The following is a 13,704-nucleotide window of genomic DNA, read 5'->3' as shown; positions in this document are numbered from 1 at the left end:
AATAAAGGAGCTGAGCTAGATGTATGTCGGACGAGATATGACGGAACTTACAATGATAAGCAAAAAAGAATGGACGGATAAAGAACTGGCCTTTTTTCATCATGGTCTCCAACAGATGACCCCCTACCTAAACATTGAAGGTACGACCATTCACAGAGAAATCATAAAAGAAATTGAAGCAAGAGGCGGACTTAAACAAGAAGCAACCTGGACGCAAGGAACAGAAGTACATTATGACTAAGATAAGCTGCGGCTTATCTTTTTTTCTTGTGTGAGGCTATGTTTTTTCAGAGTATTCAGCTAAAATAATATAGAAGAATACTTTATTTACTTTTTATATGACTATATAGATTGATTGAGGAGCGTTACATATGTTTTCACCATCAAAGAAATTAGATCACTTAACAACTAGTGTATTTACAGAACTATCTTTACGAAAACAGGAGAAAGAAGCCGCAGGGGCCACTCTTATTGATTTAAGTATTGGCAGCCCCGACCTCCCTCCTCCTGCTTTTTTGAAAGAAGAATTAATCAAAGCCGTTTCAAATGACTCGGACTACGGATATGCGATTACAAGCGAATTAACGTTTAGAGAAGCAGTCTGCCGTTTCTACACGGATCGCTACGGCGTCTCATTAAAAGAAGATCACATCCTGCAGTTAATGGGCTCTCAAGACGGGCTTGCTCATCTAGCTATGTCTTATATGGATGAAGATGATATCTTACTTGTCCCAAACCCAGGGTATCCCATATATGCAGCAAGCGCAGAAATTGCAAGGGCCACATTGCACCCTTATCCGTTAAATGAAGAAAACCGTTACCAATTTGACTTTCGTTCCTTGCCACAAGAAGTAGCAGATAAGGCTAAAATTCTTATCTTGAGTTATCCAAGCAACCCAACGGCAGCTACCGCTTCAAAAGATTATTTAGAGCAGGTTATCGCCTACGCAAAAGAACATCGCATTCTTGTTGTCCATGACTTTGCCTATTCTGAGCTTTTGTACGATAACCAAACACCTTTAAGCATCTTATCCATTGATGGTGCAGATGAGGTTGCGATCGAATTTAATTCAATGTCAAAAAGCTTTAACTTTGCTGGGGCTAGAATCGGCTATGCCCTTGGTAACCCTGAACTATTGAAGCCGCTTGCCATCATTAAATCTCATATTGATTACGGGGTTTTCAAACCGATTCAGCATGCTGCAACAAAAGCTTTAACAAACTCAGGAACATTTTTGGAAGACCAGCGCCTGCTTTATAAAAGACGGCGTGACACGCTAGTCAGCGCATTGAGCGAAATCGGCTGGGAAGTCCGTTCTCCAGGCGGCGGGATGTTCTTATGGGCAAAGATTCCTCAGGCTTATACATCAATGTCATTTACATTGGCTGCTCTTGACCTTGGTGTCGTCGTTACACCTGGTATGGCCTTTGGCAGTGAAGGGGAAGGCTTTGTCCGAATTGCTCTTGTTCAAAACGAAGAACGTCTAAAAGAAGCAGCGACAAGATTAAAACCACTATTTGATTAAGGGGATGAGAATATGCGTGTGATTCAGTATAAAGAATATGGCGAGCCGAATGTACTAACTGTAGGGGAAATGGAAAAACCGACTCTAAAACAAGGACAAGTGTTGGTAAAAGTAGGCGCGAGCGGAGTAAACCCTGTTGATACGTATTTTAGAAAAGGGATTAGAGAAGTTGACTCATTTCCACATGTACCACATTTCGATTTAGCTGGTGAAGTCGTTGAAGCAGCGGACGGAGTTCGGAATTTGTCTGTTGGTGACCGTATTTGGGCAACCAATGCAAAAGGCGCGTCAGCAGAATACGTGGCGATTGATGCCTCTGCTGCATTTTCTCTCCCTTCTCATCTCTCTTATGAAGAGGGAGCCGCTGTTGCGATGGCTTTTATGACCGCACATTTATCTCTTTTTTACCGAGCAAATCTTAAAAAAGAAGAAAAAGTACTGATATACGGAGCAGCAGGTGCTGTAGGACAAGCTGCTGTTCAGCTAGCTAAACGCGCAGGGGCGTTTGTCATTGCTACAGCAGGAAATGATGAAAAGTCGCAAATTGCCATAAAAGCCGGCGCAGATGTGGTCATCAATTACAAAGAGGAAAATGTGACCGAAAGAGTTCTTGGACTTACTGACGAAAAAGGCATTGATGTTATTTTGGATATGAGTGTCAGTGAAAATTTGGATAAAAACTTAGACATGATTAGAAACGGCGGGCGGATTGTCACAATAGGCTCCCCTGTAAACAATACGCCAGAGCTCCCTTGGAGAAAACTTAATATGAAAAATGCGGCTCTACTCGGTATTCTTCTATTCACCGTTGATCCTAATGAGGTAGGAAAAGCAGGTCATGACATCTCAGCAGGTCTCGCTCAAAAATCATTAAGCGCTCATATTGGTGAAGTCTTCTTATTTGAAGAAGCGAATAAAGCTCATGCTAAGCTTGAGTCTAAATCAGTAGATGGCCGCATCATCATTAAACATTAATACGATTTATTTTTTGACGGGAAAGCTGTAGCTTTCTCGTTTTTTTAATGGATTCCTCATTTTTTGGTGATCATAAGAGTAACACCTTAAAAGGAGATGAAGACGATGGAAAAGCAATTGTATTATGTTAATTTGAACCCTATCAGTATGGATACGATCAGCCCGACAAGAGTCGATGACGGGCAGCTAATTGAGTATGAAATTGAGGCAACTGTGACAGAAAAGAAGGCATTAGAAGAATTATTACATGAAGTACAATCTCATGACGTAGAGCTTGGCAACTTAATTACCTTCAGGCATTTTGATGATCAAAAAGGAGACCGTGATAAAAACGAGTACCAGCGAGGACTAAATGATGTATATGAAGCCCTTTATAATTTAGGTACAGCAGAAACGAAGCAAATGATTCAAGAGATCCACTTAGTAAATGATGATCAATAGGCTGTGAGGGCAAACAAGGCTTGCGCTCTGCAGTAATATAGTAAGGGCAAGGCCGTGCTCGGCAGTAATTGTAGGTTTTCAAGCTGTTTATGCGTCAGTCTGAAGAGTTTATTTCGCGGGCTCAACATGTAATTGTATCGGTTGCTCGGCTGATTGCGTCACTCTAGTCTAATTGCGTTCTTTGGATCAATTTATGCGCTAATGCGGGGCACAATTGTATCACTTCACCGGGTAAATGCGCCTCTTCATTATATGAACAATAACAAAAGAGCTGTCCCCTCAGGACAGCTCTCCCCGTTTTAAAAGTTTGCATTTGATTGGCCGCCATCTACATTAAGCGTAGCTCCGACAACCCAAGATGCTTTATCAGATGCTAAAAACAGTACCGTATTCGCCACTTCCTCGACTGTACCAAATCTTCCTGCTGGTATTTCCTGTTCAACAAATGCATTAATTTTTTCCGGGTTTTCATCTAGACGTTTTTGCCAGTTTCCTGTCGGGTGAAGGATAGACCCAGGGGCTACGCCATTTACTCGAATTCCTTCTTTGATCGCTTCATCAGCAAGCGCTTTTGTAAAGCTGATCATTGCTGCTTTTGCACTGTTATACGTTGGCTTGCCTCCAGATTCGCGTCCGAAGATGGATGAGATATTAACAATCGCACCACCTTGCTGTTTCTTCATTTCATCTAGAGCAAGTTTGCTGAAATGAACAGCGGAAAAGTAATTGAGCTCAAACGCTTCTCTAAATAAGGATAGCTCAGTTTCTGCTACTGTTGAGCCGTTGCTCCCGCCTACGTTGTTAATAAGAATATCAATGCGCTCCTCTTTAGTAAGGATTTCATTCATGACTTCATTGCGCGCATCTTCCTTAGTCAGATCAGCTTGAATAGCTGTAATTCCTTCTTTATGACCCATTTCGTTTAATGACTCTTCTCCTCTTGCTGTTACATACACTCGGGCTCCCTCATGAACGAAAGCTTCTGCAATCGCACGGCCAATCCCTTTCGTACCTCCTGTGACAAGAACCACTTTATTATGTAGGTTTAAATCCATGATCTCACTCCTAATTTTTTTCAAACTCATTTTTAACATACTTACTTTTAAAATGACTCACTAAAATAGTGTTTAATTATCTTTTGATGCGAAACAGGAAACGCAAAATCTTCAATCTGATATTGATCGACAAAACGCAGCCCTTCTTTTTCCCATTCTTTTGTAGCGATAACCGCGGTATACACATCAATATCCCATACAATGTGAGAGAAGACATGCTCTACTTTTTGAATCCGGTCACGAATACTAATTGGCTTCCCAATAGCCAGAGACAATGCTTCTGCCATCTCCTCTTTATTAAATGAATGACTGTCTACTTCTACGTTCGGGAATTGCCACAATCCAGCTAGCAGTCCTTTATCTGGACGCTTTTCAATGAGAACCTTTCCATCTTCATCTTTAATGACGAAAGCCGCCATCAGCTTGCGTTTCGCTTTCTTTTTCTTTGATTTTACAGGCAGCGTATCTTGAATTCCTTTATTATACGCGATGCAATGTTCACGAACCGGACATAGCAGACAGCCAGGTGAAGTTGGTGTACAAATCAGTGCACCGAGTTCCATTAATCCTTGATTAAAAGATGACGGGTCCTCTTTAGAAATGAGGTCATAAATGATGGCTTCGAATGTTTTTCTCGTCTTCGCTTTAGCGATATCTTCATCTATTTCAAGCACACGGGAAAGAACACGCATTACATTTCCATCTACCGCAGGTTCAGGTTTTGCATAAGCAATGCTTAAAATCGCTCCCGCCGTATAAGGCCCTACTCCCTTTAAAGCCGAAATTTCTTTCAGGGTATCAGGCACAGCCGCATTGTACTCTTCTACTACTTCTCGTACAGCTGTCTGCAGGTTTCTCACTCTTGAATAATAACCAAGTCCCTCCCATGCCTTTAAAATCCGGTCTTCCTCTGCATAGGCTAAGTCCTCTAGTGTCGGAAACTCACGCATAAAGTTTAAATAATAAGGGATCACAGTGTCTACCCTTGTTTGCTGCAACATAATTTCAGAGACCCATACTCGATACGGGTCTTTATTTTCTCTCCATGGGAGCGTTCGTTGATTTTCTTTAAACCAATTAATTAAATCCTGTTGAAATTGACTGATGTTAAATTCATTTAGCTTTTCGTGCTGCACAGCTCTCCTCCTAAATCATTTTTCTCTTAAATGCCCAGCAATGAACCTTACTAGATCCTCCTGCTACATAGGCTGAGAAATCTTTTGTTAGAGATTCACTTTCATCTTGTCTTAGTGACTTTATTTTTTCATAAGCGGCGTAATCATTCACTTTAAACATTTCTACATATAAGTTGGGTTGATCGGCGGCTTCATACCACTCAAAATCTGATGCCCCCATTTCTTGTACTCGTTCTTTGATCTTTTTCATGTTCTCTTCATATGGTTTAACATATTTTTCATGAATTTTATACTCAATAAATACGTCTAATGCTTGAGTCATTGCCATTCCCCCTTTTGAATCATTTACAATTCGGGTATAACTAAACTATATCATGCCATGACCAAAAGCGATTGTCTTGAATTTTGCATGAGATTCTGTATGATTAATACACAATACTTACTGTAACTTATAGAAAAAGGGAGGTGCCATGTAATGGATACAGGTACACATGTAGTAATGGGGATAGCCATAGGAGGCCTTGCAACGCTTGATCCTAATGTCAGCGGCGACCCAACGATGCAAAGTGCCGTTATGATTGCTGCGATCATCGGTTCTCAAGCTCCTGATTTTGATACGGTTTTAAAGCTTAAAAATAATGCCGTATATATTCGAAACCATCGCGGCATTACCCATTCTCTGCCTGCCCTTTTAGTCTGGCCTGTATTGCTCACAGCCGGTATCACTCTCTTTATGCCAGGTGTTGAATGGCTGACGATCTTTTTATGGTCGCTTCTTGCCGTCGTTCTGCATGTGTTTGTTGATATTTTCAATGCCTACGGTACCCAGGCACTGAGACCAATTTCAAACAGGTGGATTGCACTTGGCGTGATCAATATTTTTGATCCATTTATCTTTTTTATGCATCTTGGTGCTATTGCCATGTGGGCATTTGGTTCTCATCCTGGCATAACCTTTTTACTGCTTTATGTTGTATTAGCCCTGTACTACATTTGGCGGATTTATGAGAAACAAAAAGTTGTTAAACATGCGCGCAGGCTTCACCCAAATGCAACTCACATTTTTGTGTCGCCAACAATCAGATGGAATCAATTCCATTTAGTTATTCGGACGCCGACAACTCTGTATGTTGCTGAATCACGTGATAACCAAATAAATTTCTTTGAGAAGTATTCCTTTGACCCTATTCCTGATGACCCGGTCATTAATGCTGCAAGAAAAGATAAAAATTTAGCAGCCTTCCTGTCCTTCTCTCCTACATATCGCTGGGAAGTAGAGATGAAGGATGATCTGACGGAAGTACGCTTTGTTGATTTACGTTACCGCAGCAAGGGCCACTACCCTTTTGTTGCCATCGTTCAGCTAGACGATAACTTGAACATTCTAAGTTCGTATACGGGATGGGTTTTCTCTGAAGAAACCCTGCAAAAGAAATTAAACTTAGAAGAACAGCTGTAAACATCAACAAGCCTCCAGCCCTTAGTGGGTGGAGGCTTGTTATTTTGTTTAGTTTTTAGGTTGATTATCTTGGTTTAAATGCGCGAATTTTTCTTGTTTAGGTGCATATTTGTGCAAATGAGGACCATATTGCTTTATCCACTTTAGCACTATTTGTTCCGTTACTTCCTGCCCCTTATACTCACGCCCTGCCTTTGCTCGTGTCGTTTCAAAATCTTCCCATAAGCCTTCTACCCACGTACGAGCAGCTTCAGCAGTTAATTCATTATTCACAGCTAATAATTCTTCTGTCAATCGTTTAAAAATAGTCTCCATCTTTTCTCTTTCCTCCATTAACAATATCTACGTCTAATCTTTTATGAAAAACAAGCTTATACTATTGATGAGCCAGTTACTGATTTAGATGATGGCTTACTGCCTTAAAATGGCGTTTAATTAAAGGAGGTTCACCTCACGATGCGTAATAAAGCGAAAGACTTCCCAGAATCAAGAAAATTTACCGAAAAAGAAAACGATGCTTTTTTATCTAAACGTCCAGATGGATCAATTAATGATCATCCCCAAGAAAGAATGGCACGTGCAAATAAAAATCAATAGCAACGATTCTTACGGAGGTGTATGTGATGGGCAAGCCACATAAGAAGTTTCCATATAAAGATCCTTTTTGTTCGCCGCGCGCTAATCCTAAGCACGCTTTCCATCAAGTGAATGGTGAAACCGAACAAAGTTACCACAATATTGTACTTGAAGTACAAACAAGAAAACGTTCGTAGCCCTTTATAAGGATGAAGCCTCGCTTCATCCTTATTTTTGTTTTAATAACGAAATCGGCACCGCATCAAGTGTTGTCCCGTTATCACGATACCCCCATGCAAAATGGCCATTTAAGTAGGAGATCTGAAAGGTTGATCCCTCATCATTCAACATGTATTCTTTGCCCGGTTTAAAATCAGCTGGGTCTAATAAATAGGCTTTAGCCATAATCATTCGTCTTTCGTGTACGGCAAATTCATTCATCATTCCAAGTTGTTCTGCCTTCTTTGCTTTCTCGTTCAACTTTTGAATTTCTTGTTGAAGTTCATATGTTGTCATTTCACTGAAACGTTTCTCATCCACTGTTATAGCCCCCATTATATTTCTATTTGTAGTATAGCAAATAACCTAAAAAAATTAATCCATATCGTCTTCATTTTCTCGTGATAAGTACTCATTAATCATTTCGATCGGAAATCCCTTTTGGTATAAGGCTTGCTTCATTCGCTGCAGATATTCATAGCCCTCATATTTAGAACTGTATTTCCGCTTAAGCTTGCTCGCTTGATACGTTAAAGCTTCCCATTCCTCTTCATTATCTACTTCAAAAGTAACTTCTCTCATGGCCTGTTCAATAATAGAGTGCGTAAAACCCTTATTCATTAACTGTCCTGCAAGCTTTTGTTTATAGGCACTTACAGATTGTTTTGGTTTACGGCTTTCTTTTTTTGCGATCCATTTTATAAGCTTATCGATTTGTTCATCTTCTGTAAAACCCTCGAGTGCAGTTTCAATATGTGCTTGTCCAACTCCTTTTTGACTAAGCTCCTGTTTTAATTTTAAAGGACCTTTTAATAAAGTAAGTTTTTTTGATTCAATGTAGGATGCAGCAAACATTTCGTCGTTTAGGAGATTCTGATCAAGCAGTCTTTTTACTACAGTATCTATATGTTTTGACTCACGTTCTTTTTTCTGTAGATACTCCATCATCTCCTTGACCGATCTCATTCGATAAGATAAGAAATGAAGAGCTAGATGATGTGTTTTCTTTTCTTCATCCTTGTCTAGAATTTCTTTTAACTCATCTTCCTCTATTTCAAGCCCCTTACGTAGTCCAATCTTGATTAGAATATCTTCATCTACACTAAATCCGTATTCTTCTCCTTGCCCTCTGTCTATAAATATGTTGTACCGTTCTTTACTTCTTTTTTGCACGGAAACCTTTGTAATTTTAATCATTGAGTTCTCCTCGCTTCCCTTCCATACATCGCTTCAACTATCATGAAAGCAGCCCAATCAGTGAGACTATTTAAAGCTATAAATGGGTAAAGTCTTATATAACATCTAAATTAGGAGGCTCATTATGAAAATTGCTGTAACAGGCGGGACTGGTTTTATCGGTTCTAAATTAACCTCTGCCTTAACAAAAGAAGGTCATTCTGTTTACATTTTAACAAGAAACCCAGATAACAAACCAGAACAACCGTCTGTCACCTATATAAAGTGGTTAAGTGAAGGGGCCAAACCGGAAAAGGAATTAGAAGGCATTGATGCGATTGTTAATCTTGCGGGGGAGTCTATTGGTGAGGGCAGGTGGACAGAAGAGCGCAAGAAAAGGATTAAATCGAGCCGGATTGCTGCAACAAAAGAAGTGATCTCCATTCTCGAAAAATTAGATAAGAAACCTGATGTTTTAGTCAATGCTTCTGCGACAGGCTACTACGGGAACTCTTTAACAGAAACGTTCACTGAAGAGTCATCACCGGTTGAACGCAATTTTCTCAGTGATGTTGTGATTGAATGGGAAAAAGAAGCTATAAAAGCACAAGAGCTTGGCATTCGCACTGTTTTTACCCGCTTTGGGATTGTCTTGTCAAAAGAAGAAGGAGCACTAAATCGAATGCTGCTTCCTTATAAACTATTTGCAGGAGGTCCATTAGGTTCAGGTAAGCAATGGTTTTCTTGGGTTCATATCGATGATGTCGTCGGCTTAATCTTATTCTCTTTAAAACAAAAAGCCGCAGAGGGGCCAATTAATGTAACTTCCCCTCACCCGCTGCAAATGAATGATTTCGGGAAAGTAGTTGGGGACGTATTAGGTAGACCTCACTGGCTTCCTGCCCCGTCTTTTGCTTTAAAAATGGCGTTAGGTGAAATGAGCACCCTGGTATTAGATGGGCAGAAAGTGCTTCCTGTAAAAGCTGAAAAATTAGGCTACACGTATCATTTTAGAGACTTAAAACCTGCTCTTTGCGACCTGCTAAAATAGTGCTTGTTTTTGTAAAAATTTCTTCATTATTTTTTTACAAAAAACAGTATCTTTTTTAACAAAAAACATTTAATATAAAGAAGGATTAAGGAGCATACACGCGAATACGTATTCAATATACACTATATCACCACTTAATCTATTGTATTGCTACTATATCGTGTTATTTGACCTTATAAACAATTATATAAGCTTTGGGAAGGCAATTGGTGCGCCACCATTCAACTGGTTCTAGTGGGTTCGATTCCCACCCCGAATTTGATACTTCATTATATTAAATTCGAGGGTGGGAGAACTCACCTGCCCTCATGTTAAAAGGAGGGTTTTTTGTGATTTTAAAGAGACGAGACGTCGCTGATTCTCATGCTTTGTTCGAACTGATGGTGGACCCGGCTGTTTTTCCATATGTTCGTCATAAAGCTTCATCTTATGATGAGTTTGCTTTCTTAACAAAACAAACCATTGAAGCTGAAGAACGCGGCGAACTCATATCCAGAACGATCGTCGATGAGTGGGGCGAGCCGATTGGAACGATTAACTTGTTTGATGTTAACGATCATAGCGGGTTTTTAGGTACATGGATTGGCAAACCTTATTTTGGCAAAGGCTATAATCAAGCTGCCAAGGATGCCTTTTTTAGTGAATTATTTTTTCAATGTGAGATTCAAACAGTGTTTATGCGCATTAGAAAGGAAAATATTCGTTCGATCAAAGCGGCAACAAAGCTTCCGTATTGTACGTTAGCAAATGAAATTAGAACAGATGTGTATCAACAAATTAATAAAGACCAAGAAGTATATGACTTGTTTCAAATTGAAAAAGATCAGTATCACCTACACTTAATGAGACAAGAGCTTGAACAATCTCAAACATTTTCTCAACCATACTCTCAACCGTTTGAAGCAAAAGAAGCATAATGGATTATTTTTCTATTATTTGCCCACACTAAGACTATTCATAAGTGAAAGTGAGGGGTATATATGGAGAGTAAAAAACGTCACGCAACAGAAGAACGAAGTACATTACGCAAAGCACAAGAAGTTCGATTTGCTTCTGAATTCAGAGCTGCAGACCGTGCGGCAAGACGTCCTGCCAAAAGCTAACACTTATAAAACCTTTCGTTCCATCCATACTATAGGTAGATAAGCAAAGCACTTGCTTGTCTGACATTTACCTACAGGGGGAATGAATCATGGCAAAGAAGAATCGTAATAAACAACAACAAGAAATGCAACAGCAGCAACAACACCAAGCAGAATTTGCGAACGAATTTGCTGAAGGTTCAAGTGCTGAACAAGCACGTCAACAACAGCAAAAAGCTGCTGGAAAGCGTCAAAAGAAAAACCAACAATAATCTTTACAAAAAACACACAATCGGCCCTTCGCCTGTTGTGTGTTTTTTTATAGGTCCTACATATCAGTCAAACCCTATGCTAGGCAAGGGTTTTATAACTTTAATACTAGATTTTTCTGATTGTTTGATTTTATCGATTTGTTAGAATACTTAACGATACTGTAGCATTTAAAACAATCACCGCCCTTACCTACCTTCACCCCACCTAAGCCCTATATAAGCGTGATAATCCTTGTTAAGCTAGTTTGCGATCATCCACGCATCATCATATGATTAAATACGTAATAACGACGATCAAAAGAAAAATGTTAAGGAGGAAACTGACATTACTAGTCAACAAGCAACTGCAACTGCTAAAAATGTAACTGATATTAACCTATTGAAACCAACTGTTAATGATGGGGCAGCAATGTGGGAATTAGTTAATCATTCTACATTGGATCAAAATTCTGCTTACAAGTACATTATGATGTGCGAATTTTTTGCAGAAACATGTGTCGTTGCAAAAGATGAAGATCGTGTCGTTGGCTTCATCACCGCTTTCATCCCTCCCACAAAACCAGATGTCGTTTTTGTGTGGCAAATCGGAGTGGATGCCTCACAGCGAGGACGGGGCCTTGCCTCTCAAATGCTAAACGAATTAGTAAAAAGAGAAGGTTGTAAGGACGTTCAATATGTAGAGGCTACAGTCACCCCATCCAACAAAGCGTCACAATCCTTGTTCAAAAGGTTAGCACGTGATCACAACACAGAGTGTGAAGTCCTAGAGTGTTTTCCTGAAGAATTATTCCCTGGAGATAACCATGAAAAAGAATTAACGTTTCGAATAGGACCATTAAGGTAACTTAAAAGTTATTGATATGTTTCACGTGATAATCTGCGAATCAACAAAATACCCATACCTAGTAAGGTAGTAAGTATATGAAGGAGGAGAAAGTAACGATGAAACAAACTGATATGAATATATTCGCTCAATTAGAATCTGAGGTAAGAAGTTATTGCCGTAGTTTTCCAACGGTCTTCACTAAAGCAAAAGGGTACAAAATGTGGGATGAATCTGGAAAAGAATATTTAGATTTCTTCTCTGGTGCCGGTGCCCTTAATTACGGACACAATGAAGACAGCATGAAAGAAAAGCTGGTTAATTATATTATGAGTGATGGTATTACCCACTCTCTTGATATGGCTACACAGCCGAAAGCTGAATTCCTTGAGACATTCAATGAAGTCATATTAAAACCACGCAATTTAGAGTACAAAGTCATGTTCCCAGGACCGACTGGTACGAATACAGTTGAGAGTGCTTTAAAGCTTGCTCGTAAGGTAACCGGCCGCACAGATATTATTAGTTTCACTAACGGTTTCCACGGCATGACGATTGGTTCACTTTCCGTAACTGGTAACGCCTTTAAACGTAAAGGTGCAGGAATACCATTACAAAATGTAGTAACAATGCCATACGACAGCTTTGTAAACGAAGGCCTCGACACTCTGGAGTATCTCGAACGCTTCCTAGAGGATGGCGGCAGTGGAGTTGACATTCCTGCTGCGATGATTCTCGAGACAGTCCAAGGTGAAGGCGGTATTAATGCTGCAAGTTTCGAGTGGTTACAACGAATCGAAGCGATTTGTAAGCGTTGGGGCATTTTACTCATTGTCGACGATGTTCAAGCTGGTGTCGGCCGTACAGGTACGTTCTTCAGTTTTGAGAAAGCAGGAATTAAACCAGATATCGTATGTATGTCTAAATCAATCGGCGGTTATGGTCTACCTCTTGCTATCACTCTTATTCGTCCAGACTTAGACATCTGGGCACCAGGTGAACATAATGGTACCTTCCGCGGAAATAACCATGCATTCATCACAGCAACTGCGGCATTAGAATTCTGGAAGGATCCTGAATTTGAACACAACATTCAAAAGCGTTCTGAGCGTATTTACTCGTTCTTAGAAAGTATTGTAGAGAAGTACCCTGAAGTAAAAGGCGAAGTACGTGGACGCGGCTATATGGTCGGTATTGCATCTGTTGTGGAAGGGTTGTCTGAAAAAATTGCTGCGGAAGCATTTAATCGCGGTTTAATTATGGAAACATCCGGACCAAAAGATGAGGTATTCAAGCTCTTCCCACCATTAATTATTGATGATGCAGGCCTTGAGGCTGGCTTTGAAATCATTGAAGCAAGTGTTAAAACAGCTCTTGAAGCAGCTGAGCCAGTTGCTAACTAAGGACGCACTATTATGAGGGAGTCCTGGCTGCTCCCTCTTCTCTTATTATTTCAACACGATAATCATACTAAATTCGGAGGTAATCAAACATGAAAGTAGTAGCTCTTAAAGACATTATCGGATCAGATCAAGAAGTAAAAGGTGAAAATTGGACGAGCCGCCGTCTGCTATTAAAGAAAGATGGCATGGGGTATTCTGTCCATGATACGGTTATTAAAGCAGGTACAGAAACTCATATTTGGTATCAAAACCACCTAGAAGCGGTCTACTGCATTGAAGGTGAAGGAGAAGTAGAAACGCTTAAAGATAATAAAGTTTGGCCGATCAAAAAAGATGAGATCTATGCGTTAGATGAAAATGATGAACACCTTCTTCGTGCAAAGACAGATATGCGCATGGTATGTGTATTCAACCCTCCTATTACAGGAAAAGAAACACATGATGAAAATGGTGTATATCCAGTAGTTGATGACGAATAAATGATAGAAGCACAAAAATGGCTGGGACAAA

General features: G+C 40.0%; 20 protein-coding genes. 14 read left to right on the top strand and 6 right to left on the bottom strand.

The annotated features are described in order from the left end of the window. The first annotated feature begins 19 nt into the window (after positions 1-19). The 4 genes from yfhS (at position 20) to PQ478_RS03140 (ending at position 2,942) form a co-directional block, all read left to right on the top strand. Positions 20-241 carry a mother cell protein YfhS gene (yfhS, locus tag PQ478_RS03155; RefSeq protein ID WP_012957591.1) on the top strand — a complete coding sequence of 74 codons (222 nt, stop codon included), beginning with the start codon at positions 20-22 and terminating at the stop codon, positions 239-241. Between the two features lie 130 nt (positions 242-371). Continuing rightward, positions 372-1,526 (top strand): LL-diaminopimelate aminotransferase, encoded by a 1,155-nt coding sequence (locus PQ478_RS03150; RefSeq protein ID WP_289235809.1) that lies wholly within the window; start codon positions 372-374, stop codon positions 1,524-1,526. A gap of 12 nt (positions 1,527-1,538) precedes the next feature. Continuing rightward, a complete protein-coding gene (locus tag PQ478_RS03145) occupies positions 1,539-2,501 on the top strand; it encodes an NADPH:quinone reductase (protein ID WP_289235808.1) in 963 nt (320 codons plus the stop codon). Positions 2,502-2,606: 105 nt separating this feature from the next. Continuing rightward, complete coding sequence (locus PQ478_RS03140; RefSeq protein ID WP_075684166.1) at positions 2,607-2,942, top strand: hypothetical protein; 336 nt, start codon at positions 2,607-2,609, stop codon at positions 2,940-2,942. Between the two features lie 299 nt (positions 2,943-3,241). Here the strand turns inward: PQ478_RS03140 and PQ478_RS03135 are convergent, their stop codons facing one another. Genes PQ478_RS03135 through PQ478_RS03125 form a run of 3 tightly spaced genes read right to left on the bottom strand, consistent with a single transcriptional unit; the run spans position 3,242 to position 5,455 of the window. Then, positions 3,242-3,997, bottom strand: a complete 756-nt coding sequence (locus PQ478_RS03135; RefSeq protein WP_289235807.1) for an SDR family NAD(P)-dependent oxidoreductase — start codon at positions 3,995-3,997, stop codon at positions 3,242-3,244. A 47-nt stretch (positions 3,998-4,044) separates the two neighbouring features. Further along, positions 4,045-5,133: an A/G-specific adenine glycosylase gene (gene mutY / locus PQ478_RS03130; protein ID WP_289235806.1), complete on the bottom strand. Its 1,089-nt coding sequence runs from the start codon at positions 5,131-5,133 to the stop codon at positions 4,045-4,047. A gap of 10 nt (positions 5,134-5,143) precedes the next feature. Beyond that, complete coding sequence (locus PQ478_RS03125; protein ID WP_289235805.1) at positions 5,144-5,455, bottom strand: MFS transporter; 312 nt, start codon at positions 5,453-5,455, stop codon at positions 5,144-5,146. Between the two features lie 153 nt (positions 5,456-5,608). Between PQ478_RS03125 and PQ478_RS03120 the strand changes: the two genes are divergently transcribed. Further along, positions 5,609-6,592, top strand: coding sequence for a metal-dependent hydrolase (locus tag PQ478_RS03120; RefSeq protein WP_012957584.1), 984 nt, complete (start codon positions 5,609-5,611; stop codon positions 6,590-6,592). A gap of 48 nt (positions 6,593-6,640) precedes the next feature. Here PQ478_RS03120 and PQ478_RS03115 read toward each other — a convergent pair whose 3' ends face one another. Beyond that, positions 6,641-6,907: a YfhJ family protein gene (locus PQ478_RS03115; RefSeq protein ID WP_075684170.1), complete on the bottom strand. Its 267-nt coding sequence runs from the start codon at positions 6,905-6,907 to the stop codon at positions 6,641-6,643. 141 nt (positions 6,908-7,048) lie between these two features. On the opposite strand from PQ478_RS03115, the gene sspK reads away from it, so the two are divergent. Next, positions 7,049-7,189: a small acid-soluble spore protein K gene (sspK, locus tag PQ478_RS03110; RefSeq protein ID WP_012957582.1), complete on the top strand. Its 141-nt coding sequence runs from the start codon at positions 7,049-7,051 to the stop codon at positions 7,187-7,189. Between the two features lie 26 nt (positions 7,190-7,215). Next, positions 7,216-7,365 (top strand): YpzG family protein, encoded by a 150-nt coding sequence (locus PQ478_RS03105; RefSeq protein WP_012957581.1) that lies wholly within the window; start codon positions 7,216-7,218, stop codon positions 7,363-7,365. A gap of 31 nt (positions 7,366-7,396) precedes the next feature. Here the strand turns inward: PQ478_RS03105 and PQ478_RS03100 are convergent, their stop codons facing one another. Together PQ478_RS03100 and recX are read right to left on the bottom strand one after the other, a co-directional pair. Continuing rightward, positions 7,397-7,708 carry a YfhH family protein gene (locus tag PQ478_RS03100; protein WP_075684171.1) on the bottom strand — a complete coding sequence of 104 codons (312 nt, stop codon included), beginning with the start codon at positions 7,706-7,708 and terminating at the stop codon, positions 7,397-7,399. A 54-nt stretch (positions 7,709-7,762) separates the two neighbouring features. Continuing rightward, complete coding sequence (recX, locus tag PQ478_RS03095) at positions 7,763-8,584, bottom strand: recombination regulator RecX (RefSeq protein ID WP_289235804.1); 822 nt, start codon at positions 8,582-8,584, stop codon at positions 7,763-7,765. A 124-nt stretch (positions 8,585-8,708) separates the two neighbouring features. Here recX and PQ478_RS03090 point away from each other — a divergent pair, with 124 nt between their 5' ends. The 7 genes from PQ478_RS03090 (at position 8,709) to PQ478_RS03060 (ending at position 13,673) form a co-directional block, all read left to right on the top strand. After that, complete coding sequence (locus PQ478_RS03090; protein WP_289235803.1) at positions 8,709-9,614, top strand: TIGR01777 family oxidoreductase; 906 nt, start codon at positions 8,709-8,711, stop codon at positions 9,612-9,614. A gap of 332 nt (positions 9,615-9,946) precedes the next feature. Next, positions 9,947-10,531, top strand: a complete 585-nt coding sequence (locus tag PQ478_RS03085; protein ID WP_289236932.1) for a GNAT family N-acetyltransferase — start codon at positions 9,947-9,949, stop codon at positions 10,529-10,531. 63 nt (positions 10,532-10,594) lie between these two features. Further along, the gene (locus PQ478_RS03080) at positions 10,595-10,717 is read left to right on the top strand and encodes a YfhE family protein (protein ID WP_012957576.1); all 123 of its coding nucleotides are present in this window, start codon (positions 10,595-10,597) and stop codon (positions 10,715-10,717) included. 89 nt (positions 10,718-10,806) lie between these two features. Continuing rightward, a complete protein-coding gene (sspA, locus tag PQ478_RS03075; protein WP_139314755.1) occupies positions 10,807-10,968 on the top strand; it encodes a gamma-type acid-soluble spore protein SspA in 162 nt (53 codons plus the stop codon). 370 nt (positions 10,969-11,338) lie between these two features. Continuing rightward, on the top strand, positions 11,339-11,812 hold the full coding sequence (gene ectA / locus PQ478_RS03070) for a diaminobutyrate acetyltransferase (protein WP_411810007.1): 474 nt from the start codon (positions 11,339-11,341) through the stop codon (positions 11,810-11,812). A gap of 98 nt (positions 11,813-11,910) precedes the next feature. Then, entirely contained in the window at positions 11,911-13,194 is a 1,284-nt protein-coding gene (gene ectB, locus PQ478_RS03065; RefSeq protein WP_289235802.1) for a diaminobutyrate--2-oxoglutarate transaminase, read from the top strand. A gap of 89 nt (positions 13,195-13,283) precedes the next feature. Next, complete coding sequence (locus tag PQ478_RS03060) at positions 13,284-13,673, top strand: ectoine synthase (RefSeq protein ID WP_012957572.1); 390 nt, start codon at positions 13,284-13,286, stop codon at positions 13,671-13,673. Positions 13,674-13,704 lie beyond the last annotated feature (31 nt).

This window comes from Alkalihalophilus pseudofirmus (assembly GCF_029094545.1).
Taxonomy (GTDB): Bacteria; Bacillota; Bacilli; order Bacillales; family Bacillaceae_D; genus Alkalihalophilus; species Alkalihalophilus pseudofirmus.
This window is presented reverse-complemented; position numbering and strand designations above follow the sequence as displayed.

Bases quoted from the DNA above. Each gene is read 5' to 3' on its own strand.
- yfhS (WP_012957591.1), top strand. From the start codon at position 20: ATGTATGTCGGACGAGATATGACGGAACTTACAATGATAAGCAAAAAA.
- PQ478_RS03150 (WP_289235809.1), top strand. From the start codon at position 372: ATGTTTTCACCATCAAAGAAATTAGATCACTTAACAACTAGTGTATTT.
- PQ478_RS03145 (WP_289235808.1), top strand. From the start codon at position 1,539: ATGCGTGTGATTCAGTATAAAGAATATGGCGAGCCGAATGTACTAACT.
- PQ478_RS03140 (WP_075684166.1), top strand. From the start codon at position 2,607: ATGGAAAAGCAATTGTATTATGTTAATTTGAACCCTATCAGTATGGAT.
- PQ478_RS03135 (WP_289235807.1), bottom strand. From the start codon at position 3,997: ATGGATTTAAACCTACATAATAAAGTGGTTCTTGTCACAGGAGGTACG.
- PQ478_RS03125 (WP_289235805.1), bottom strand. From the start codon at position 5,455: ATGACTCAAGCATTAGACGTATTTATTGAGTATAAAATTCATGAAAAA.
- PQ478_RS03120 (WP_012957584.1), top strand. From the start codon at position 5,609: ATGGATACAGGTACACATGTAGTAATGGGGATAGCCATAGGAGGCCTT.
- PQ478_RS03115 (WP_075684170.1), bottom strand. From the start codon at position 6,907: ATGGAGACTATTTTTAAACGATTGACAGAAGAATTATTAGCTGTGAAT.
- sspK (WP_012957582.1), top strand. From the start codon at position 7,049: ATGCGTAATAAAGCGAAAGACTTCCCAGAATCAAGAAAATTTACCGAA.
- PQ478_RS03105 (WP_012957581.1), top strand. From the start codon at position 7,216: ATGGGCAAGCCACATAAGAAGTTTCCATATAAAGATCCTTTTTGTTCG.
- recX (WP_289235804.1), bottom strand. From the start codon at position 8,584: ATGATTAAAATTACAAAGGTTTCCGTGCAAAAAAGAAGTAAAGAACGG.
- PQ478_RS03090 (WP_289235803.1), top strand. From the start codon at position 8,709: ATGAAAATTGCTGTAACAGGCGGGACTGGTTTTATCGGTTCTAAATTA.
- PQ478_RS03080 (WP_012957576.1), top strand. From the start codon at position 10,595: ATGGAGAGTAAAAAACGTCACGCAACAGAAGAACGAAGTACATTACGC.
- sspA (WP_139314755.1), top strand. From the start codon at position 10,807: ATGGCAAAGAAGAATCGTAATAAACAACAACAAGAAATGCAACAGCAG.
- ectB (WP_289235802.1), top strand. From the start codon at position 11,911: ATGAAACAAACTGATATGAATATATTCGCTCAATTAGAATCTGAGGTA.
- PQ478_RS03060 (WP_012957572.1), top strand. From the start codon at position 13,284: ATGAAAGTAGTAGCTCTTAAAGACATTATCGGATCAGATCAAGAAGTA.